The 22,513-nt window shown below is 38.1% G+C and carries 17 protein-coding genes; 3 read left to right on the forward strand and 14 right to left on the reverse strand.

The features are described 5' to 3' along the window. Positions 1-26: 26 nt before the first annotated feature. Positions 27-1,235, reverse strand: coding sequence for a DNA polymerase IV (locus ACWATA_RS13130; protein ID WP_047751006.1), 1,209 nt, complete (start codon positions 1,233-1,235; stop codon positions 27-29). A gap of 164 nt (positions 1,236-1,399) precedes the next feature. Here ACWATA_RS13130 and ACWATA_RS13135 point away from each other — a divergent pair, with 164 nt between their 5' ends. Beyond that, complete coding sequence (locus ACWATA_RS13135; RefSeq protein WP_014460178.1) at positions 1,400-1,978, forward strand: DedA family protein; 579 nt, start codon at positions 1,400-1,402, stop codon at positions 1,976-1,978. A 48-nt stretch (positions 1,979-2,026) separates the two neighbouring features. Here ACWATA_RS13135 and ACWATA_RS13140 read toward each other — a convergent pair whose 3' ends face one another. Genes ACWATA_RS13140 through ACWATA_RS13155 form a run of 4 tightly spaced genes read right to left on the reverse strand, consistent with a single transcriptional unit; the run spans position 2,027 to position 5,791 of the window. Next, positions 2,027-2,506, reverse strand: a complete 480-nt coding sequence (locus ACWATA_RS13140; protein WP_028413409.1) for an RNA polymerase sigma factor — start codon at positions 2,504-2,506, stop codon at positions 2,027-2,029. A 16-nt stretch (positions 2,507-2,522) separates the two neighbouring features. Beyond that, positions 2,523-4,535, reverse strand: a complete 2,013-nt coding sequence (locus ACWATA_RS13145; RefSeq protein WP_473049909.1) for a DUF6449 domain-containing protein — start codon at positions 4,533-4,535, stop codon at positions 2,523-2,525. Beyond that, positions 4,510-5,409 (reverse strand): ABC transporter ATP-binding protein, encoded by a 900-nt coding sequence (locus ACWATA_RS13150; RefSeq protein WP_028413411.1) that lies wholly within the window; start codon positions 5,407-5,409, stop codon positions 4,510-4,512. The genes ACWATA_RS13145 and ACWATA_RS13150 overlap by 26 nt, the downstream gene beginning before the upstream one ends. Next, complete coding sequence (locus ACWATA_RS13155; protein ID WP_013083081.1) at positions 5,402-5,791, reverse strand: GntR family transcriptional regulator; 390 nt, start codon at positions 5,789-5,791, stop codon at positions 5,402-5,404. Before ACWATA_RS13155 ends, ACWATA_RS13150 begins: the two co-directional genes overlap by 8 nt. 345 nt (positions 5,792-6,136) lie before the next feature. Between ACWATA_RS13155 and ACWATA_RS13160 the strand changes: the two genes are divergently transcribed. After that, the gene (locus tag ACWATA_RS13160; protein ID WP_013083080.1) at positions 6,137-7,009 is read left to right on the forward strand and encodes a selenium metabolism-associated LysR family transcriptional regulator; all 873 of its coding nucleotides are present in this window, start codon (positions 6,137-6,139) and stop codon (positions 7,007-7,009) included. Positions 7,010-7,306: 297 nt separating this feature from the next. Here ACWATA_RS13160 and ACWATA_RS13165 read toward each other — a convergent pair whose 3' ends face one another. From ACWATA_RS13165 to ACWATA_RS13175, 3 genes are all read right to left on the reverse strand, one after another. Next, positions 7,307-8,506 (reverse strand): MFS transporter, encoded by a 1,200-nt coding sequence (locus ACWATA_RS13165; RefSeq protein ID WP_033578934.1) that lies wholly within the window; start codon positions 8,504-8,506, stop codon positions 7,307-7,309. 219 nt (positions 8,507-8,725) lie between these two features. After that, positions 8,726-9,103 (reverse strand): PH domain-containing protein, encoded by a 378-nt coding sequence (locus ACWATA_RS13170; RefSeq protein WP_028413413.1) that lies wholly within the window; start codon positions 9,101-9,103, stop codon positions 8,726-8,728. A gap of 64 nt (positions 9,104-9,167) precedes the next feature. Then, positions 9,168-11,315 (reverse strand): YhgE/Pip domain-containing protein, encoded by a 2,148-nt coding sequence (locus tag ACWATA_RS13175; protein ID WP_473049910.1) that lies wholly within the window; start codon positions 11,313-11,315, stop codon positions 9,168-9,170. 110 nt (positions 11,316-11,425) lie between these two features. Here ACWATA_RS13175 and ACWATA_RS13180 point away from each other — a divergent pair, with 110 nt between their 5' ends. Continuing rightward, positions 11,426-12,601, forward strand: a complete 1,176-nt coding sequence (locus tag ACWATA_RS13180; RefSeq protein WP_473049911.1) for an alanyl-tRNA editing protein — start codon at positions 11,426-11,428, stop codon at positions 12,599-12,601. Between the two features lie 41 nt (positions 12,602-12,642). Here the strand turns inward: ACWATA_RS13180 and ACWATA_RS13185 are convergent, their stop codons facing one another. The 6 genes from ACWATA_RS13185 to ACWATA_RS13210 all read right to left on the reverse strand — a co-directional run bounded on the left by ACWATA_RS13185 (position 12,643) and on the right by ACWATA_RS13210 (position 22,502). After that, complete coding sequence (locus ACWATA_RS13185) at positions 12,643-13,563, reverse strand: 1,4-dihydroxy-2-naphthoate polyprenyltransferase (RefSeq protein ID WP_025752322.1); 921 nt, start codon at positions 13,561-13,563, stop codon at positions 12,643-12,645. A gap of 624 nt (positions 13,564-14,187) precedes the next feature. Beyond that, positions 14,188-16,800 (reverse strand): helicase-related protein, encoded by a 2,613-nt coding sequence (locus tag ACWATA_RS13190; RefSeq protein ID WP_473049912.1) that lies wholly within the window; start codon positions 16,798-16,800, stop codon positions 14,188-14,190. A gap of 210 nt (positions 16,801-17,010) precedes the next feature. Further along, positions 17,011-18,372: a purine-cytosine permease family protein gene (locus tag ACWATA_RS13195; RefSeq protein WP_473049913.1), complete on the reverse strand. Its 1,362-nt coding sequence runs from the start codon at positions 18,370-18,372 to the stop codon at positions 17,011-17,013. A gap of 20 nt (positions 18,373-18,392) precedes the next feature. After that, a complete protein-coding gene (locus ACWATA_RS13200; RefSeq protein ID WP_473049914.1) occupies positions 18,393-19,841 on the reverse strand; it encodes an aldehyde dehydrogenase family protein in 1,449 nt (482 codons plus the stop codon). Between the two features lie 82 nt (positions 19,842-19,923). Further along, positions 19,924-20,910, reverse strand: coding sequence for an agmatinase (speB, locus tag ACWATA_RS13205; protein WP_098999309.1), 987 nt, complete (start codon positions 20,908-20,910; stop codon positions 19,924-19,926). Positions 20,911-21,125: 215 nt separating this feature from the next. Continuing rightward, positions 21,126-22,502 (reverse strand): sigma-54 interaction domain-containing protein, encoded by a 1,377-nt coding sequence (locus ACWATA_RS13210; RefSeq protein WP_028413421.1) that lies wholly within the window; start codon positions 22,500-22,502, stop codon positions 21,126-21,128. Between the last annotated feature and the right edge of the window lie 11 nt (positions 22,503-22,513).

Consider the following 22,513-nt stretch of genomic DNA (forward strand, 5'->3'; position numbering starts at 1 on the left):
CTATTATTTTATACAAAAAAAGAGAGTTACCTCTCTTCTTTTCCTCTTTGTTTTTTTAAACCGCTTTGAATAATGTTATCTCCATATTTTTCACGCAAACTTTCGACCGCTTTGTATAAAGGCTCTTTTTTTGCTTGTTCTCCGTATGTAAACAAATCCAACTGTTCTTCTTCTTGAAGCTGGTGACTCACTTGAAGAGCAGCTACGCCCAATAAACGAATCGGTTCTCCGTTCCAATGCTTTTGAAATAATACCGCACTGTAATGAAAAAGATCGTTTGGCTCGCTAATTGCTTTAGAAATAGTTTGGCTTCGAGTAATGGTTTTAAAATCACTATATCGTATCGTTAACTGAATCGTTTTGCTTACAACTTTTTTCGCTTTCATACGAGAACTCACTGAGTGCGATAGTTTATTTAAAATAGGCAGAACTTCATGTTCATCTACTGCATTTTGAGATAGCGTCGTAGAGTTTCCAATTGATTTAAACTGTGATTGGCGATCAGGGTTCACCTGTCGATCATCTTGGCCCCACGCTCGGTCTCTCATAACTTCTCCTTTTACTCCGAGAGTTTGTTTAAGAAGACCGGGAGCGGCATTTGCTAGATCACCGATCGTCACCACCTTAATCGCATTTAGCTTTTCAGCTGTCTTCTTACCGATTCCGTGCATTTCCTCTACGGCTTTTGGCCAAAGAACTGTTTGGACATCTCTTTTTCGAAGAACGGTAATTCCTAAAGGTTTTTGCATATCACTTGCCGTTTTGGCTAAAAATTTATTCGGTGCGATTCCAATTGACACAGGAATTTGCAGCGTCTGTATTAAATGCTGCTGAATGGACTTTGCTATGTCAAGAGGAGAGCCTAATTCAGCACAGTTTGTAATATCCAAATAGCCTTCATCAATTGAAGCGGGCTCTAAAAGAGGTGAAATGGTTACTAAATAATCAAACATGTTTTTGGACACTTGGCGATATAATGGAAAATTAGGCTTTATAACAACCAGCTCGGGGCATTTTCTTTTCGCTTCCCAAAGAGGCATAGGCGCATACACTCCGCGTTTACGAGCAATATAGTTACAGGTTACAACAATTCCTCTTCGTTCTTTTGGATTGCCAGCAATAGCAAGAGGCTTATCTTTGAGCGTATGATCATGTGCGGTTTCAACAGATGCATAAAAAGCATTAGCATCAATATGAAGAATAACTTTGCCGTTTTTAGGGTACATCATTTTCATACTATCACCTCTTTCTGTATAATTAATCCCCGAAAGAAGAACGTACATTCTTATTTATTATAACTCTTTTTTCCTAAGTTGTGCGTACCTATACTTTATTTTTATTTTGAGCGAACACTGTGTGTCACTCTCTCGTATTCTAATGAAGAAAGGAGGAAGAAAACGTGATTGATCAGCTTATCGGAGCCATTAACCAATTAGGCTACGGATATTTCTTTTTTATCATTTTAGTCGGAGCCAACCTTACTCCTATTCCTGACCCAGTATATATTATGCTTGCAGGCAGCCAGGCTACGTCTCCATCCGTTCAGTATATTCCAGCTTTTATACTTACCTACAGCGGCATGATGCTTAGCTTATACCTCAAGTTTTTGATAGCCAGTCTTTTTTCAGCTCAGGCGCTTGCGCTATTAAAACGCCCGCGATGGGAAAAGAATGTTATGAAAGTTGAGCGAACGATTCAAGAATATGGATCTCACGCCATCATCGCAAGCTACTTTTTACCAGGAATGCGACATGTGATGCCTTTTTTTCTAGGGGCAAGCGGAATGAAGCATCGTCATTACATTAAAGTCTCATTTTCTTTTGGTTTCATTTGGACGCTGGCTTTATTTATTTTCGGTTCCTTTTTTAATACGACATCTTCTTATACTGATGTGATTGAGATCACTTTAGCTTTTTGTGCGATCAGTTTGATTATCTATGCCGTCCAAAGAAGAAAAATACGAAAAAAACAGCAGTAGTTTGTGTAAAAAAGTTCTTTTTCACAAACTACTGCTGTTTCATTTATATTAAATGACTTCATTATATCCCTTCACAAAGTATTTGCGCGCGCGGTAAAGAGCTGATTTTAACGTAGTCATCTGCATATTTAATAACTCGGCAATTTCTTCATATTTAAATCCTAATCCATATTTTAATAGAAGCAAATTGCGATACTTAGGATTCAATTGATTTAAAATCGCCTGACATTCAGCCGCTTCTTCATTTCTGAGGACCTGCTGAATAGGCGTATACATAACGGGTTCTTCTTTGTAAGAAGACGTATAGCGGTCTTTCACTATTTTACGCCTTCCTAAATCACAGCGTTTATTTAATGCGACGCGAAACATCCAAGCTTTTATTTTTTCAGGATCGACCATTTCTTGTTTTTCTAAATATTTTAATGCTACTTCTTGCGTAATATCTTCGGCGTCTTGTCTATTCACACCATTTTTTAATAAATAAGCCAGCACCTGATTTAAATAATCTTGTAATTCCTCGCCGCACATAGTAAGTTCTCCCTTGTTATTTTAGTTTTTCTTTTAGTTCTGTTGGAATCATGTTAGCATCAAACATTTGAACTTCAGGACTTGAATTTTTATAACGGAAAACAACTATATAATCCCCTTGTTCTTGAATGGTTGTATGCGAAAGAAAATAATTGATTTGTTTGGAATCTTTAATAGTTAACGCACCTTTTCTTTTAGTTAGAATAGAGGGCGTGTCTACCCATGCATTTTGAAGAATTTCGTGATCTTTATTCTTTAAAACTACAATATTTGAAACGTCTTCTGGCATCACTCGAGCATCTTCGAACATTTTTTCGTGTTTGAGCCACTTTTCAACTTCTTTATATGATTTCTCAAAAGGTATGGAGTCTACACTTCGTCCATTTCCATCCATAAAGTCAATGCTAGACCAGCTTTGTTGGTTACTCTGAGTATCTTCATACGTTTGATTTTGTATGGATTTTCTTATTGCCTGTTTTAAATCTTTAATTTTGTTTGGATCTTTAATTACAATAGGTTCGCCACTTTTATACATTGCATTAATTTGAACTTCTTTTACATACCTCATATTTTTATTATCAGGTTCTAAAATATAAAAAGAATGTTTTTTGTACTCAGGTGTTTCTATAATTCGTTTATAAAAAGCTTTATAATCAGCTTCCCTTATTGCATATTGTCGAACAGCTTTTTTATCATTTTTTAAATTATAAGCAAATGTTATTTCACGAGCATCTCCAGACTGTATTTCTCTTTTAGAAATATTAGGCTGATCTTTTATAATTTGTTTATGCAATGCTCGTATAAAATTAACGGTATTTTTATCAGAATAATAGTAAGGTGGTCTATAATAGTCACCATTCTCTGGATCATGACTTTTAGGATTATCTGTTAAGGAGTAATCATCTTCATCAAAATATACAGATTGAATATTTTCTTGACTTGGTAAGTAACTAGAGTAACCAAAAACATCCACTTTCAAGCCTATACCTATAATGATGGCTGCTGCCACAAACAATAAGTAGCCCTTCCATTTATCAAACACACGCCATGTTTTAGCTAAAATCATATGTCCAAGGAGATACCCTAATAAAGATCCAAAAACATAACCAAAAATAAGCCACTTAAAAGAATCCTTCATCTCTCCGAAGTACATCCCCCATAATAATAATGAGCATGTGGTCAGTCCATAGATAAAAATAGGTTTTAACCAATTAAAAGCGATTGCATGCGTAGCGATTTCTAAACTTCTCTTTCGATATGCAATAAACGCAATGAAACAAAGTACAAAAGCTACAATTGCATATATTACTAGACTGAGATAACTTTCTTTTCCACTATCTAATAGATCTATAATGTGGATAAAAGGAACCAAATCTTGTAAGTTTTCCCCTGAATAATATGTTGTAGCAAACCCATACCAATAAAACTTAACATTCATAATAAAAAACTGAACGAGCGCAGCCGGAAGAATGAATAATATATATATAAACGCACCTTGCAATATTGACATACCTGTGAACATACCTGCAAATACGGCCCCAGAAAAAACAAAGATATTCAAAATAATAGTATCAATAGCCCATCGTAGAATTAATTTTAGCGTATATAAATCGTCAACATTTACTGAATCTTTAATAAGAAAAAGGACGATGGCTGAAATAATAACGGGTAAAACTAATAATACAATTCCTAATAATACGTTTTGCCAAAATAGCACACCTCTGCTTATTGGTAAGCTATGAATATAATCAGCGGCTGATTTTGTTTGGATATATCGAAATAAAAATATAGCTAGCACCACAGGAACAGTAAACATAAACAAAAATTGAAGGCTTCCAACAACTTCAAACAGATTCTTTAATTTTTCTGTATACATTCCATTTTCGTTAACTTCACCTGTATACCTCAGAATAATTTGAAGTGGCAAAATAAATAAAAGAACAAGTGTATATAAAGCACCAATCCATCCCACGTTTCTCATGGATTGAATCCACATGCCGCGGTTAAACGATGATGTTTTCGATTGCATAACCCACATCCCCCATTTCATAAATAAAGATTTCTTCCAGCGTAAGTGGCAAGATGTCAAAAATTAAAGGCTTATACGATCGGACTTTGTTTACTAAGTGATTTTCTTTTCCTCGAACAATACAAAGCAAGACGCTTCCTCGTTTTTCTTGATATAAAATGTCTAGCGTGTCATAAAGCGCTAGCGGCACATCTCCTTCAAATGCAACTTGAATTTTGTGCACATCAGACTTTAAATCATCCAGCTCTTTTTCAATTAATAATTGACCGTGATGCAAGATGCCTACATGATCACACAGATCTTCCACTTCTCGCAGGTTATGTGACGAAATTAAAATCGTCATTTCCCGTTCTGCCACGTCTTGAACAAGAAGGTTTTTGATTTTTTGACGCATTACCGCATCTAAACCGTCGAGCGGCTCATCTAAGATAAGTACATCAGGCATAGCAGACAGCGCTAACCAAAATCCTACTTGACGCTGCATTCCCTTGGACATTCTATGTACCTTTTTATGTAATTGAATTGGGAAAGCTTCTTTTAATTTTTGGAACCGTTCTTCGTTCCAAGTCGGATAGACGCTTCTATAAAAAGACGCTAATTGCTTAATCGTTGTTTGAGGGAAAAAATAAAGAGAATCTGGCATAAAAATAATACGTTCTTTTAAACCAACGTTTTCGAATACTTCCTCGCCGTCTATGGCAATCTTTCCGTGATCCTGCTTGTAAATACCTGCAATGATTTTTAATAGCGTTGTTTTCCCTGCCCCGTTGGAGCCAAGCAGTCCGTAAATAGATCCTTTTTTTATAGAAAGCGTGACGTCTCTTAGAGCTTCCATTTCTTCAAACTCTTTTTTTATCGCCTTCAGTTCAATCACTATCGCTTCCTCCTTTTACTGCTTTTTCAGCCTGTGAAATAAGTGATAGAATTTCATCTTTGTCCATTCCTAAATACATAGCTTCTGCCAACAGCTTTACTAATTCTTCTTTCATCTTTTTCACCTTCTCGTTATTTAGTGTATCAACTTGAGGCGTTACAAAACTTCCTTTGCCTGGAACTGAATAAATATAGTTTTGATGTTCTAGTTCACGATACGCTTTTTGAATTGTATTTGGATTAATCGTTAATTCTTTTGCTAACAGCCGAACAGATGGAAGCTTTTGATCGGCCTTAAAGACTTCATGAATAATAAGCTCTTTCAATTTATCTACTAATTGCTCGTATATCGGCTTACGACTACGAATATCTAAATCGAACATAGTCTGCCTCCCTTCATCTACCCAAAATCATGATGTGTGTACTAGGTGTATTAACTGTATTACTTATCGCATTACAGTTAATATTATAGTATGTTTTCTGGAAAAAACAAGTACTTTTTTTACTTTTGTTACAAATAGATGACAAAAAAAGTGTTTAATAGCTTTATAGATGAAATAAAAATAACTGTAAACAAATTACGCAGGCTGCCTTCGTTGCAAGCTAACATACTCCTTTAAGTCAGCACCTTGTTTTACTTTTCTTAACCAAGTGCCTCTAGTTATTACCATAATAATGTTTTATAATGTTTATAATTAATTTTTTTAATATAAAAGGAGCCGTACTCTATGTACTATGATGCGTTAAAGACGTTTGTTTCTGTTGTAGAAGAGCAAAGCTTTACAAAAGCTGCGGAAAAATTAATGATTTCACAGCCAAGCGTAAGCGTACACATCAAAAATCTCGAAAAAGAATTTCAAACTTCCCTGTTCCTGCGTTCACCTAAAATGTTAAAAATCACACCCAGCGGCGAAATTTTATACGATCGTGCTAAACAAATGATTCAAATATATGAGCATACGAAACGAGATATTTACGAACACCATCACCGTGTCAAAGGAATGCTAACGATTGGCGCCAGCTTTACAATTGGCGAATATATTCTTCCTTCCTTTTTAGCAAAGCTTCGTGAACAATATCCTGATATTGATGTAGAAGTGACGATCGGTAATACAAAGGAAATTGCTCAGCTTGTTCGTCATTTCAAAGTGGATGTAGGGCTTATTGAAGGTCACACGGAAGAGTCCGATTTACATATTCAGTCCTTTATGGACGATGAGCTTGCCATCGTTGCTTCAGTGGATCACCCTTTGGCTCAGCTTAAAAAAGTAGAAATTGATGATTTACAAAATCAGCGGTGGGTAGCGCGTGAAAAAGGCTCTGGAACAAGAGAATATTTAGATCACGTTCTAATGTCCAACGGTTTAAAAATGAAAAGCATGCTAACGATCAGCAGCAATCAAGGAATTAAAGAAGCGATTGTTCACGATTTAGGAATGTCTGTACTCTCGCTTTGTGCTATTAAAGAAGATGTAGAACAAAAGCACCTATCGATTCTCAATGTTAACACCGCTCCTTTTAAGCGCCGCTTTTCTTATATCTATCCTGCTAACAGCGCTCATAAAAAAGTAGCGGAGCTTTTTATTCAGCTTTTAAACTAGGGAATGAAATTAAGACATAACTAAATTACTTCAATCTAAAGACTAAAGTAGCTAGTATAAATTACTTGCGACACCGCAGTTGATTTCCGTGCAAGACTTCGCTTTCCGCGGGCGTCTCCGTCTTGCCCTCCAATCAGCTGCTAGAAGGAACGAAACAGATGAAACTATGTTCACCATAACAAAAAAAACGAACCACTAATCAAACATGTTGATCAATGGTTCGTTTTTCACTTGGGCTAAAATCCTTTTGTACCGGCCTCTTTTTTTAAATCAATAGCTATATGTCTTTACATTTTCTTAGTGAACGTGCGTCTGCTGAGCCGGCATTTTTGATAAACGAACAGCTAAGAAAAAGGCTGTTGTAAGAAACACACCAATTAGAGCAATCACACCTTTCCAGCCGTACGCGCTCCAGCATAAGCCAGCCGCAGTCCCTCCAATGCTCGATCCTGCATAGTAAAAAAATAAATATAAAGACGAAGCCTGCGCTTTGTCATGCGTTGCTCTTCTTCCTACCCAGCTGCTGGCGATGGAGTGACTTCCGAAAAAGCCAAACGTCAGCAGCAAAAGCCCGGTAATTTTTATCCATAAAACGGGATGCAGCGTAACGATTGAACCTATAAGCGTAACAGCAATCGTACATAACAGCACCTTTTTCCGACCGTATCGATCCGCCAGCGTCCCCATCCAGACTGAGCTGAATACTCCTACAAAGAAAATGACAAAAATAAAACTTACAAGAGTATGATTCCAAGAATACGGAGGAGCAGATAAAGCGTATCCAATATAATTGTATAAAGCTACATTACTTCCAAGCAGTGCAAAACCAATAGCAAAAAGACAAAGCATCCCTTTATCTTGAAGATGACTGCGAAGAGAGCTAGTAAGCTGACGAAGTTCAAATGACCGAGAAGTAAAGTTCTGTGAATCAGGCAAGTTCATAAAAAAAACAAATGTGGCCAATAAGCTGATTGCGCTTACAACATCAAGAGCTACAGACCAGTTAAAATACTCCGTGAGCACTCCTGTCATAAGTCTTCCCGCTACGCCTCCAAAGGCGTTTCCGCTTATATAAATCCCCATCGCTTTTCCTAAACTTCCGGGTTCAATTTCTTCTCCTAAGTAAGCCATGGCCACAGAAGGCAACCCTGCTAACACGATTCCTTGAATAACGCGAAAAACTAACAGCGTTTCAAAGGTAGAGCTAAATGCTGTCATGATGCATAGCAATGACGCAAAAATTAACGATAGGCCCATCAGTTTCTTTCGTCCCCACACTTCCGATAAAGAACCTAAAAAAAGCATACTAACAGCAAGCGTGATGGTCGTTAACGAAAGAGATAAACTCGCAAAAGCCGGAGATATCCCAAATTCTCTAGAAAATTCAGGTAAAATGGCCTGTGTACAATATAAAATTGAAAATGTGTTGAAGCCTGCTGCAAAAAGCGCAACATTTGTTTTGCGAAAAGCTGATGTTCCAATTACGGTATAGCTCACAGTTGGTCACTTCCTTTTTTCTCTAAAAAAAGCATATCACGGTTTTTTTATTCTGTATAATTCATTATGTAAATCGTTTTCATGCATTTCAGTAATGAGTAAAATGGCAATAGGAATGGACAACAGCCTGAGTATTTTCAAACGACTGTATGCAAGACTGCTATGCTTTCTTGTTTTACACACAAAAAAAGTCGAGCCATTTTTTCATGGCTCAACTTTTTAATTCAATACATAAGATGCTAATACTTTTTGCACGTCGTAAATGCTTTTATCTTTACGAAATTCTTTTGAAATCGGCGCGCTAGAACCTGATACCCAAATATTTAATTCTGCATCTAAATCGAACGTTCCAGCCGTTTCTACACTAAAATGGGTAATCGTCTTATAAGGAATGGAATGATAATCTGTTTTCTTTCCCGTCACTCCTTGCTTATCAACGATAATTAAACGTTTCGTCGTAAACACCATCAAATCGCGAATGACTTTATACGCTTGTTCCACTCGCTCGTTGGCAATTAAAATGTTTTGTAAATCTTTTTCAGTTCCTCTTATATCTGCTTCTGATGCATTTCCTAATAGTCCATCTAATATACCCATGCTTATCACTCCTTTCTATCTACACTACCGCATTTTGTTCTGTCTGGAAACCCAAAACCTTTTTTTAATGAATTAATTTACTTTCACGCGCTTTTTTTGTTAATTTTGCACTCGTTTTACTAAGAGGCTTATGAAGAAAAATGCCAACGAGCAGCACGCCAAGCCAAATGCAAAGAAGAACGGTAACATCTTTTCTTACTATATCCGCTAACATGCCTCCTACAACTTCTCTCATCATGCTTATTGCGTAGGTAAATGGCAAAAACGGATTGAGTGCTTGGAAAAAAGCAGGCACGACTTGAATCGGAAATGTACCGCCTGCAGCAGAAAGCTGAAGCACAAGCAAAACAATCGCCATCGCTTTTCCTGCATTGCCAAATATCGCTACAAGCGTATAGACAATCGTCATAAACACGAAGCTGCACAGCAAGCCTAAAAAGATAAAAGGCACTTTGTCTACGACGTACGTTTTGATTAAAAATAAATCGCCTAGCGTCACAATAAAAGCTTGCACAAGAGCAATAGACAAAAACGTTAAAAGTCTTCCAAGATAGACTTCATAGCTTTTAAACCGCTCTTCATCCGCTACTTCTACGCTTAAAATTGAAACTAACAGCAAAGCCCCGACCCACAAGCAAAGCGTTGTATAAAACGGCGACATAGCCGAGCCGTAGTTCGGAATGGGATAAAGTCTTTCTTCTTTTAAAAGAACCGGCTTAGCAAAAAAATCACTTTCTTTTTGTACATCGTTTTTTAACAAATTAATAATATCTTCAATGTTTTCTTTTCGCTGAAATTCGCGTATTTTATCCGCTATATTGTGCACGTTTTGTTCAATTCGCGGAAAGTCTTTTGTTATTTTCGCAAGCTCCTGCTGTCCGAGCAAAATGCCACTCGCTGTTTTAGACAGCACGTTCGAAACATCCGGCATGCTTTTATTGGCTTCATCAAGCAGTGCGTTTGCGCTTGCTGTTTTATCTTTCGCTTCTTTGATAGCTTGTTCAATAGCCGGCACAATCGTAGAAGAATACGAATTCGTTAACGTATTTAATTTAGAAACAGCTTGGTCGGTGCGAGAGCTGAATTTCTCAAGCACACTTGGATCTGGTGCATCTCCATTTTTTGTTTGCTGCTGTAAGTCGTTTACATCCGACAGCTGCTGCTGTATAAGCGTATGTACACTTTTTATTTGGTTAATAACCGGTGAAAGAACGTTCCCTTGAGACACCGCATTTAAATCCGTAAGAAGCGTAAGGATCTCTCCTGTGTCAGCAACTTGTTTTGTTAACTGCACTTTTAGCTGTTCCGCTGCTGCGCTGACTTCAGCCGGCGCTATATCTTTTTCCATCAGCTGATTCTTCAATTCTTGAACTCCGAGAGCTCGTTGTTGAACACGGTGCAGCGTTTCGCTGATCGTTGGCTCAGCGTTTTTTAACACTTCATCGCTTTTAGTTAAAAAAGTGTTTAGCTGCTGAGTCATCTGTGCGCCGTCAGCTGTTAATCTCTCTACTTCAGGAAGAGCGGCCTGAGCTTTCGATACAATAGCTCCAGCTTTTTGAGTGGTGTCATTCGCTTCATTAATTACTTTTTTAATTTCAGGAAGACGATTTTCAAGCTCAAAAATCCGTTGTTCAACTTGTTGAATGGTCGGTAAATTCCGCTGCAGGGTAATACCGAGTTCGTTAAAAACAGAAAAAATGGCTCCATTCGCTGTTTTGACGAATTTTTCACTAATCTGTTGTGTTAAGCTGCTGGCTCCTTTGCTTGTAATTTTAGGCGCTACGGCGTTTATTTTTTCGTTTACTTTGTAAATAATGACCGGCTTTTCCAAACGATCTTGAAGAACGGTACCAAGCTTTTGTGAAAAATCTTTTGGAATAACAATACTTGCATAATAGTCTCCGTGCTTTACTCCGTGATCAGCTTTTTCTTTGGAGACAAACGTCCATCCAAGCGTTTTATTTTTCTTTAACGTTGCAATAATATCTTTTCCCACGTTTACGTGCTGCCCTCTTATCGTAGAACCTTCGTCTTCGCTCGTTACTGCAATGGCAATACCTTCAGTCCGCCCGTATGGATCCCAAGATGCTTTTATATTAAACCATGCGTAAAAAGACGGCAGAATCATAAGCGTCAGCACAATGATAATCATCGCCCAATTGGTAAAAATCCTTTTTAAGTCACGCGTATAAATATAAACAATATTTTTCATATGTCCCACCCAGTTTTATTATTACAAGTTAGCTTATCCATGTTCGAAGAAACATATTTCTGATACTATAGAAAAAGTTAGATATGGTTTTAGTAGAAAGGATGATGAACATGACAGAAAGACTTTATTATAGCAATCCCTACATAAAAACGTGGGAAACAGAAGTGACAGAGACGCGCGCTCTTTCAACTGGCTACGCATTAACGTTAAAACAAACCGTTTTTTATCCAGAAGGCGGCGGACAGCCTTCTGACTACGGTACTATTGCCGGAATCGACGTAAAAGATGTTTACGAAGAAAATGGAGAAGTCTATCATCTCGTTGATACACTGCCTGCACAAACGAACGTCACGTGTGAAATTGATTGGCACCGCCGCTTTGATCATATGCAGCAGCATAGCGGACAGCACTTACTTTCGGCTCTATTAATCGATACATATGATATTCACACCGTTAGCTTTCACTTAGGAAGCGAAGCTGTCTCTATTGATTTAAATGTGCCTCAGTTATCTCATGAGCAGCTATTACACATTGAAAAAGTTGTAAACGACGCTATTTACAGCAACCGCCCCATTAAAACGTACGAAGTGAAAAAGGAAGACTTACATACTCTTGCGCTTCGCAAAGTGCCCGAGCTAGAAGACGAAGTGGTACGCATCGTAGAAATTGAAGGCATTGATGTTTCTGCCTGCTGCGGTACTCATGTGAACCAAATTGGAGAGCTGGGTCTCATTAAACTTACGAAAACGGAAAAGCAGCGCGGCAATACACGCCTCTTTTTTAAATGCGGTATGCGTGCATTAGCTGATTATCAGCAGTCTCAAGAAATCGTAGCAGAACTTAGCAATAAATTCAGCACAAGCCGTGAATTAGTTATAGAACGCATTAAAAAATTGGAGACTGAACAAAAAGAGCTGCAAAAACAACTAGAAGAATTAAAAAATGAAAATGCAGCTTATTTAGCAAGTGAATTAGAAGCCAAAAAAGAAGGATCATTTCTGTACCATCACTTTGAAAATCGTACACTAAAAGATGTGCAAGCTTTGACAAAGCAGCTTCTTCAAACGCCTGATACAACGCTTCTTTTTGCTTTTTCAAGTGATCAAAAAGTCTTACTGGCTCACAGCGGCAGTGAGGTAAAATGCGGAGAGCTTTATAAAGAGCTGCTTCCGCTTTACGATGGAAAAGGCGGCGGCGGACCAAAACAAGCTCAAGCCAGCTTTTCATCTTCTGAAAATATGAACGCATTTATTAACGCCGTAAAAGAAAAAATAACTGGAGCATAACAAAAAGCCTGTCTTTAAAAAGACAGGCTTTTTCAACACAATCAGCTTACTAAATAGCCAATTAATAACCCAATTGATAAAGTAAATCCAAAAAACGTATTTGTTTGAGCAGTTGCTTTCATCGCAATAAGCTCTCCGCGTACAAATGCCTGTACGGCTTGAATTGGCTTAGGTGCACTAAGAAACACTAAGAAAATCCAAGGGCTAATATCGAAGAATACCACTAATGCAACGGTCCAAATATACGCAATGCCAAACAAAGCAGCTAAAAATCTAATCGCATTTTTAGAACCTAATAAAATAGCTAGCGTACGTCGTCCTCCTTTTGTATCTTCTTCTATATCACGAATGTTGTTAGACAAATTAATCGCGCCTACTAAAATCGCAATCGGAAGTGATACAAAGATGCTTTCAGACGTTACGGTATTCGTTTGAATAAAAAATGAAATCAACACGAACATCGCGCCCATGCACAGACCTGAAAATAACTCTCCAAACGGCGTATACGCAATCGGAAGCGGTCCGCCTGTATACAAATAACCAATCGCCATACCTACTAATCCAACTAAAGCAAGCCACCAGCTGCTGTTTGCACATATATATACGCCTAAAATAAGAGCAATTCCATAAGAAATCAGTGCTAAATTTAATACCGTTTTCGGCTTCATTCCGTGTCTGACGATGGCTCCTCCAATTCCTACGGAGTCTTCTGTGTCTAACCCGCGTTTAAAATCATAGTACTCGTTAAATAAGTTCGTCGCAATTTGAATCCACAAACATGAAAAAAGCATCGCTAGGAACATCCAAACGTTCACATGGCCATAAAACATAGCTAGAACTGTTCCAATCAAAACGGGTACAAACGATGCCGTTAACGTATGAGGACGGGTTAATTGCCACAAAATTTTCCCTTTACTGTACTGCTCGACTGCAGCTTTGTTTTCTTTGTTATGACTTGTCATCATCCTCTTCCCTTCTATTACGAACCGTATCTCTATTTAAAAGTGCTGCTTTTAACATAATGAATGATAGCAAACTTACTCTAAGACAATACACGTCCGCCCAACAAAAAAATCACGGAATCCTTTAAAATATAAGTTCCATCTTATATCATAATAATTTATTGCTCTTTTTACAAGATGAGCGCTTATACATTTCCGCCTTTTTTCTGCAAAAATCTGCTTTGACGCAGAAATTTATAATAAAAAGATGAAAAGCTTATACGAAAAGTGAGGTTGAGACTTAACTAAATCAATCTCATCTAAAGATGAACAAATAGGATAAATGATTTGGTATGGGGTACTTGTTACACCGCAGTTGATTTCCGTGCAAGACGTCGCTTTCCGCGGGCGGCCGCTGAGCCTCCTCGTCACTTACGCTCCTGCGGGGTCTCACCTGTTCCGCTTCTCCCGCAGGAGTCTTTGCCTTGCCCTCCAATCAACTGCTAGAAGGAACGAAACACATGAAAGCTATCTTCACAATAAAAAAAGCCGAACGAATTGGATTCTCAATCGAGAATCGAACTCGTTCGGATCTTCCTTTAACTAACATACGTTCATACAAGCCTCTTTTTTTATCACTACATCTTAGTAATTAAAACCGTCGTCCCCGTGTCTTCTGCGAAATCTTTTATGAAAACATGAATCGCATATCGCATGATCATGATTCCAAGGAAGGTCTTTAGAACACGCACTGCACGTTCTTTTAAATTTTTTCATATCTTTTCTTAATACGTCATGTATTTTGTTTGTAAGCTCTTCTCGGACACGCTCCCAGTAAATAGCTTCCGGTCTTCTATCCATTCGATATAAAAATAAAAGATGCAGGCCAATCGCCTTATAAGACAGCTCTAATTTTTCCAGTGAACCTTCTATTATCCTTGGTTCAGGTAATTCTTCTCTGTTAACAATTGCATTCATGCTAGCCACCCACTGCTTTTTCAAAGAGCTTTCTTTTGCTGAAAACGGCAGCTGCAAGTAACCATATAAATCAACAATGGGCATTTTCGCTTCAATCAGCGTGTCTTTCACTTCCTCATAAAGCTCACGTTCTTGTGCCAGATTTGATTTTTGTGTACCTTTTGGATTTTTAAATTTAGCCCACATGTCAAAAAACGTTCCGAGGTCATGATGATATTCTTTAAATCTTCTTAGCATATCCGAAGTAGGCGCAATTGAAAATCTGCTGATTTGCTCATCTGTTGAAAATAACAGTTCTCTCATTTGCTTGGCATCTTTAGCGAACGCAACTTCTCCAACATTATAGAGGCCTTTCCTTCCAGCACGACCTGCAATTTGCTTTAACTCTTGAGAAGTCAGCAATCTCCGTTTTTGCCCATCAAATTTCATGTTTTCTAAAAGCACAATTCGTCTAATCGGCAGGTTTAATCCCATTCCAATCGCATCTGTAGACACAATGACAGTTGTTTCTCTATTAATGAACTGCTCAATTTGTTTTCTTCTTGTTTCAGGCGGCATACTTCCATAAATCACGCTCACTTTGTGACCATCTTTTTCTAGCTTAGCCGCTGTTTGAAGCACTTTTTTACGTGAGAAAACAATTAAAGCATCTGCGGGTTTCACTTGTTCAATTTTGAAATTTCGAAGATCTACTTTTAAAGGTATATCTCTTTCATACTCATAAATTTCTGAGATTACACCGTCTAACATCTCTTCTAACATACTTCGAATGCTTAAACTTCCGATCACATGAACTTGTTTGGCATTAGCTCTCGTTATGGCTTTATACCATGAAAACCCCCGATCTCGGTCTTGAATCATCTGTGCTTCATCAATTACGGTTACATCGCCATGTTCTAATTCACTAAACATTTCTACCGTACCGGCCATGTGCTGAGCATCTTCAACAATCTTTTCTTCTTCACCTGTTTTTAACGAACAAGCAACTCCGTCTTTGTTCAGCTTTTCAAAGACTTCTAAAGCTAACAGGCGAAGCGGCGCTAAGTAACTACCCGAAGCAGCTTTCTTTAATGACTTTAATGCCGTATACGTTTTTCCTGTGTTTGTATCACCGAGATGAAGAATGTATTCCGTTTCTTTTCTTGGATCCATTTCGTATTCTGCACCAAAAATATAATTTAACTGTCGCTGTTCTTCTTCAATCAGTTTGTTCTTTTCTTCACGTTCACGTTCTTGTTGTAATCGTCTTTCTTCCAGCTGCTGTGCATATCGCTTTTTATGCTCTTCGATCGTTAAGTTGTGATCTGAAACTTCTAGTACATCGGAAAGCTTTTCTTCTACAAGCATTCTTTTATATTCATAGACCAAATCCGATAAATCACTTCTGAGTGCTTTTATAATATCCATTCGTGTTACTGAATCATTTGTATAAGATTTATACTCTTCTTTAAATGAAGCAGGAAGGTCATCCATAATCATAGTTGGAATGATTTCATAAATCTTATCCGTGATAAATACCTCGTATACATCTTCATACGTTTCAAACAAGATAATCGTTGAATATCTGTCTAATTCTGAGCTTACGTTCCCGGTGAGCTCTTGAAAAAAGTCATGAACCGTTTCATAATCATGACGTGTTAAATCACCGTTTTCTATTAATTCATCTTCAAGCTCAGTATGCGGCGCATAGTTTTCAATATACTTTGAGTTTGTTTCAATGTCTTTTGATAGCTGATGTGAAAGCTGTTCTCTTATATGTAGGTAATACAGCTCTTTATTTGATTCCAAGATAGGAGCTGCTTCTAAATTTAACTGTAATTGATATCTGGCTTTTCGATCATTAATACTTTGCTGTCTTTCTTTCTCTTTTCTTTCTTCTTCTTTTTTGGCAAATTCAGCTCTTGCTTCTCCGTATAGAGATAGCCACTCTGCTTTATTGCCCTTTCCGTACTGCTTTTCTAACCAAGAAAAAGCATCAAATTCTATACCTTTTCTCGTTTCTTTAGCAAATAACTTATCGATAGCTTGAGGTTTATATCCTTTTATCTCAAAGCCTCTTTCTGTTAAATACGATCTTCTGTTTTTCTTAGATACAGAAGAAACAACTATTTTTCTCCACGCAGTCCCCCAGGCTTTTTTAATAAAAGAGTGCCTGTCTGTTAAATACGTCTCTAAATCCGGACATTCGTCTTGTTCACCTAATACGCTTTTTATATCCTGTAGCAATGTATGCTTAGTTTTTTCAATGGCCCTGCTTTGAATAGCCTCTAATTCGAGCATAAAATTCTCCTTTGGAAAGTTTTCCTACATTTATTATAGAAAAGACCCCTTATAGAATCAAATACATTGTTATTACTTTATTTGAGGCTGGATTAAGAACTTCTCTTCCCCATGCTTTTGCTTATTTCTCACCTATTTTCAAGACAAAAAGCTCCTTTAAACAGGAGCTTTCAATATATTTTAGATAATTCAGTCTTTTTTAGATATCTATCAAGCATTTCTGTCGATTCCCTTTGAGTAAAGGATGGAGAGCTGTGAAAGCTTGGTTAACGATACGTGTAAAACACCTGTAAATAAAAAAGCTAAGATTGTTGCGCCTGTGGCTAGCGGATGAACGTACGTAAAATAATAGGCAAATACAGCCCCCACTATGTAGGATACATACACATGAAGGTTAAATCCTTTTGTATACCAATATATTTTATTTTCCTTATCTAAAATAGCTGAAATGTCATAGTGTTTTCGGCGAATAATATAGTAATCAACAAGAACAATCGCAATAATAGGAATAAATAAGACGCCGATCATAAGCAAAAAGCTTTGAAAATTTGTCATTAACCACTCTTTTAATAGAGAACCTAGGACTGTGACAACTCCCATCGTTAGTGCCGGTATCCAAAAGCGCTGCTTTGGAAAAATAGACAAATAAGACATTGTTGCGCTATACAGTACCATTACGTTGGTTGACAACACCGATAAAAAAATGACGATGGCTGCTACTAATCCCAACAGCGGGCTATATGCGCCAATTAAATTTACCGGGTCATACGTTTGCGTCATATTTCCGAGAATTGAAAAGCCGGAAACCGTTGCGCCTAATCCCATCGCAATCAAAGTCGCAACGTTATAGCCTAAATACGTTCCCGCAATTCCCGTTTTTTCAGATTTACAGTTTCGGTTATAATCGCAAACAATAGGAATCCACGTAAAAGCTGTAGCTACTACAATATCAAAAGCTAACATTCCTGTAATACCAGGGTTTTCACTTGCTTTCATTTGAATTAATTTTGCTGCATCAAATTCGATAAACAAATAGCTAAACACAACGGTTGCTAAAATGACCATAAGCGTAGCTACTAATTTTTCCGTTGCTTCAATGCCTTTGTGTCCGTATATAGAAATAGCTACTACTAGTACTTGAGTAAGAATTGTAAATAGATTGATGTTGCTGTAACCGGTCAAAAAGGTGACGGCATGATTTAAACTTAGCCCTGCCATGTAGGCTTGAATCCATGCCCATCCTATTAATGTAATAAGATTAACAGCAGCAGGAAGCATAGCTCCTCTTTGCCCAAAAGCAGGTCTCATCAAAACCATGGTTGGAAGACCGGTTCGAGTTCCGATATTCCCCATCAGCACGAGCGGCATAGCACCAACTAAAGAGCCAAGCACAATCACAAATAATGCCTTTAAAAAGGTCATATCGGGTACAAACAGCATTCCGGTAAAAACGGTCGTTACTACCACATTGGCTCCTATCCACATGGAAAATGTAGAGAAGAAGCCCATACTTCTTTTATTCATTGCAATCGGCTGCACATCATCATGGGCGAGACCACTTTTTGTTGTCATCCCTTTTCCACCTTTCACTTTTATTGATACCAATTGGCTCGAGCTAGCTTGGAATTTGTATTCACATGTTTTATTTCAGTAAAAGCAGCTAATCCTGATGGGCCTAACTCCCGGCCAATGCCGCTTTCTTTAAAACCGCCCCACGCCGTTTCAATATGAGGCGTATGGTAGCCGTTGATCCAAATCGTTCCCGCTTGAAGCTGTTCAGCAACTCGCTCTGCTTTCATTAAATCATTCGTTAAAACCCCTGCAGCTAAACCAAATCTCGTGCCGTTGGCAAGTGCTATGGCTTCTTCTTCACTTGAAAAAGATTGAACGGTAATGACGGGACCAAATATTTCTTCTTGGACGACTTTCATATGCTGCTCCACGTCAACGAGCACCGCTGGCGTTATATAGTTTCCACCTTCGCAGTCAATTAACGTTCCTCCTGTTAATAAATTCGCACCTTCTTCTTGACCTAGCTTAATAAAACTCTGTATTTTATTCAGATGCTCCTTGCTAATAACCGGACCCATCTCCGTTTCTTCTCTTAACGGATTACCAATTTTTATAGCAGCAACAGCCTCCGTAAGAGCAGAAAGAAACGGCTTATAAATAGACTCATGTACGAGTATACGCGATGAAGCTACACACACTTGTCCTTGGTTAAAAAATGAGCCAAACATTGTCCAGTCTACTGCAACATCAATTTCGCTATCTTCAAAAATAAGAAGCGGAGATTTCCCTCCCAGTTCAAGCGAAACTCTTTTAATCTCTTTTGCGCACTGCTGATAAATACGTTTGCCTGTTTCTGATCCTCCTGTAAAAGAGACTTTGGCTACGTCTTTGTGTTCAACAAGGGCACTTCCCACTTCACCGTCTCCTGTAAGTAAATTAAACACGCCTTCTGGTATACCAGCTTTTTTACATAGTGAAGCTAACTTTAAAAAAGAAAGTGGCGTTAATTCTGACGGCTTAAACACCACCGTATTTCCAGCTGCTAATGCAGGAGCCAGCTTCCACATGCCAAGCAGCAAAGGGAAATTCCAAGGAACGATTAGCGCACATACGCCAATAGGTTCTTGAATGATTTTACTGTTTGTGTCGTCGAACATGTTCTTTGTCCACGGCTGATTTTCTTCTATTAAATTTGCGTAATATCTTAAACAATTAATTGTATCTTCAATATCTAACTGCGCTTCTTTTATCGGTTTGCCAGTATTTAATGTTTCTGTTTCAGCGAATATACTCGCTTCTTTTTCTAATAAGTCTGCTAGTTTCGTAAGCACCGCTACACGCAGTGATTTATTTTTCTTCCATTCACTTTGTTCAAAAGCCTGCTTTGCTTTACCTACCGCTTCCTCTACTTGTTGAAGCGACGAGTCAAACACTTCCGCTATAATCTTATTGGTCGCTGGGTTGATTATTTCTCTTTTACATGGTTTTGCTTGTTTCTTATCTATTTTTACATTTACTTTCCCTTTCATAGTCAAACACCCCTCATAGAGAACTCTTATATAAAAATGGGAAGATAATAGTACCTTCCCACTTTTACCGTCTTGCTTATATTCAGTCGCGTGCTTTTACTAACAGCGTTTCTTCTTCTTCTTTTGCTTTTTTTCTTAACGCAATAAGGGTGATAAATTCATAGACAATATTAGCGGCCGCCGCTGCTGTAATTTGGCCATGATCATAAGCTGGCAGTACTTCTACTAAATCAAAACCGACAAAATCAATATTTGTTAAGCCTCGAACGAATTGAAGCGCATCGTCAATACTTGCACCTGAGACTTCAGGCGTTCCTGTTCCCGGCGCGTAAACTGGATCTAAAAAATCAATGTCAAACGATAAAAATACGGGTCCTTCCCCTACACGCTCATGAATAATGTCTAGCATTCTTTCAACGCCCATTTTTTTATATTCATTTGTCGTATACAAAGCTAAACCTAGATTTTTTGCGTCTTCTAAATCTTCAATGCCGTACAGACCGCCTCGCATACCAATTTGAATCGAACGCGATACGTCGATTAACCCTTCTTCAATTGCTCGTCTGAATACCGTACCGTGATTGTATTTTTGTTCAAAATAACTATCCCACGTATCCGAATGAGCATCAAACTGTATAAGCGCTACCGGTCCGTGTTTTTTTGCAATCGCACGAAGTTCACCAAGGGTCATCGAATGATCACCGCCTAGTGAAATAGGAATAATTCCTTCATTCACAACCGGCGTTAACCCTTCTTCAATTTTTTTATACGTTTCTAAAATATATCCGGGAACAACTGACAAATCACCGTAGTCCACGCCTGAAATGTAGTCAAAAATATTAATCTTTTGTTCTGGGTTATACGGACGAAGCAAAATGGAGAAATCTCGAATAGCTTCCGGCCCAAAACGTGCTCCTGTTCGAAAAGATTGACCTGAATCAAATGGAATACCTGTGACAATAAAATCCATCTCTGAATTTACTTGTTCTACATACGGAAGTCTCATAAATGTACGTGGTCCGCAAAAACGCGGAGATTCAAATGAATTTTTCGGCTGATATTTTGGCATGATTTATTCCTCCTAGTGGGTTTCATTCATCAGCGCCGCATCATTTTTAAATACTGACGCTTTTTATTTAGATACTTTTTATTAATGCAAAATGCATGCCAATTTTTATTATCTTATTCCGCGCAATTATGGACGATTTTTAATTCATAATAGAATCAAAACAAAAAAACTGATTCAGTATTGAATCAGCTAATTCATTTTGAATTAAAATCTCATTATTTTATATTGTACTTTCGTAAACGTCTTACGACCGTAGGCTGGCTGATTCCTAATATATTTGCCATTTCATACGTTGTTTGACACTGACGATAAGCGCGAATCAGCCAGTTTTTCTCCACTTCTGCAAGTGCTTGCTGAAGCGTCATTCCCTGAGAGGTTAACGTGTCAAGAGACTCCCATTCTTCTTTTTCACTGCTGCTATTTTCTGAATAAAACGGGAGGTCTTGAGACGAGATGCTGTTTTCATCCGTTGTTAACACAAGGCGTTCAATTGTATTTTCAAGTTCGCGCACATTTCCAGGCCACTGATGTTCAAGAAGCAGATTTAATGCTTCTGCGTGAAAAAATTTCTTCATGCTATATTTTTCATTTTGCTTATGTAACACGTGATAAAGCAGTGCCGCAATGTCTTCTTTTCGCTCTCGAAGCGGAGGAATGGTAATCGGAATAACGTGTAAACGATAAAATAAATCTTCGCGAAACGTTCCTTTTTTGACCATTTCTTCAAGCCGCTGATTTGTGGCTACAATCAGCCTAAAGTTTGCGTGTTTGGCTCGTTCACTTCCAATTTTGGTGACTGTTTTTTCTTGCAGCACTTTTAACAGCTTTACTTGCATATCAAGGGGAAGCTCTCCTATTTCATCTAAAAAAAGCGTACCGTTATGAGCTAATTCAAACTTTCCTATTTTCCCTTTTGTACTGGCACCTGTAAAAGAGCCTGCTTCGTATCCAAACATTTCAGATTCGAACAAACTAGCTGGAATGGCTCCGCAGTTAATTTCAATAAACGGCTCTTCTTTTCGTTCACTTCCACAGTGTAAAGCACGAGCAAAAGCCGTTTTACCAACACCCGATTCACCTAGCAGCACAACCGTTGCATCGCTGTCTGCCACGCGATTAATAATCGACCATACCTTTTTCATCGATTCACTTCGTATGACCATATCATTCGACTGCTGTTCCCGGAGTTCTTCCATTTCGAGCTGATATGTTTTCATTTTCACTTCGAGCTGCTGATAATCTTCTTTTAAGCGCTGAAGCTCTGTTAAATCATGCGAAAAGCTGATGACTCTTTTCATACACTGATGTTCATCATACACGGGAATACCGGTTGCCATTACAACTTTACCCGTTTCTGTTTGTTGCATCAGCTGTACTTCTTTCTTTTTCTTTAACACTTCAATCGTAACGGAAGGTGAAAAGATCCCGCGTTTTTGCAGTTCGTAGACGGTTTGACCGACCAACTCTGACACATCGTATCCATATATATCACGGCAGTTTTGACTTGCTCGTAAAACAAGTCCTTTTTCATCAGTGATCACGATATTGTCGTGAGAAGCATGCAAAATCGCTTCAAGCTCTCGTTCAATCATTCCCCTTCACT

The sequence above is a fragment of the Priestia sp. USM5 genome, assembly GCF_058323215.1.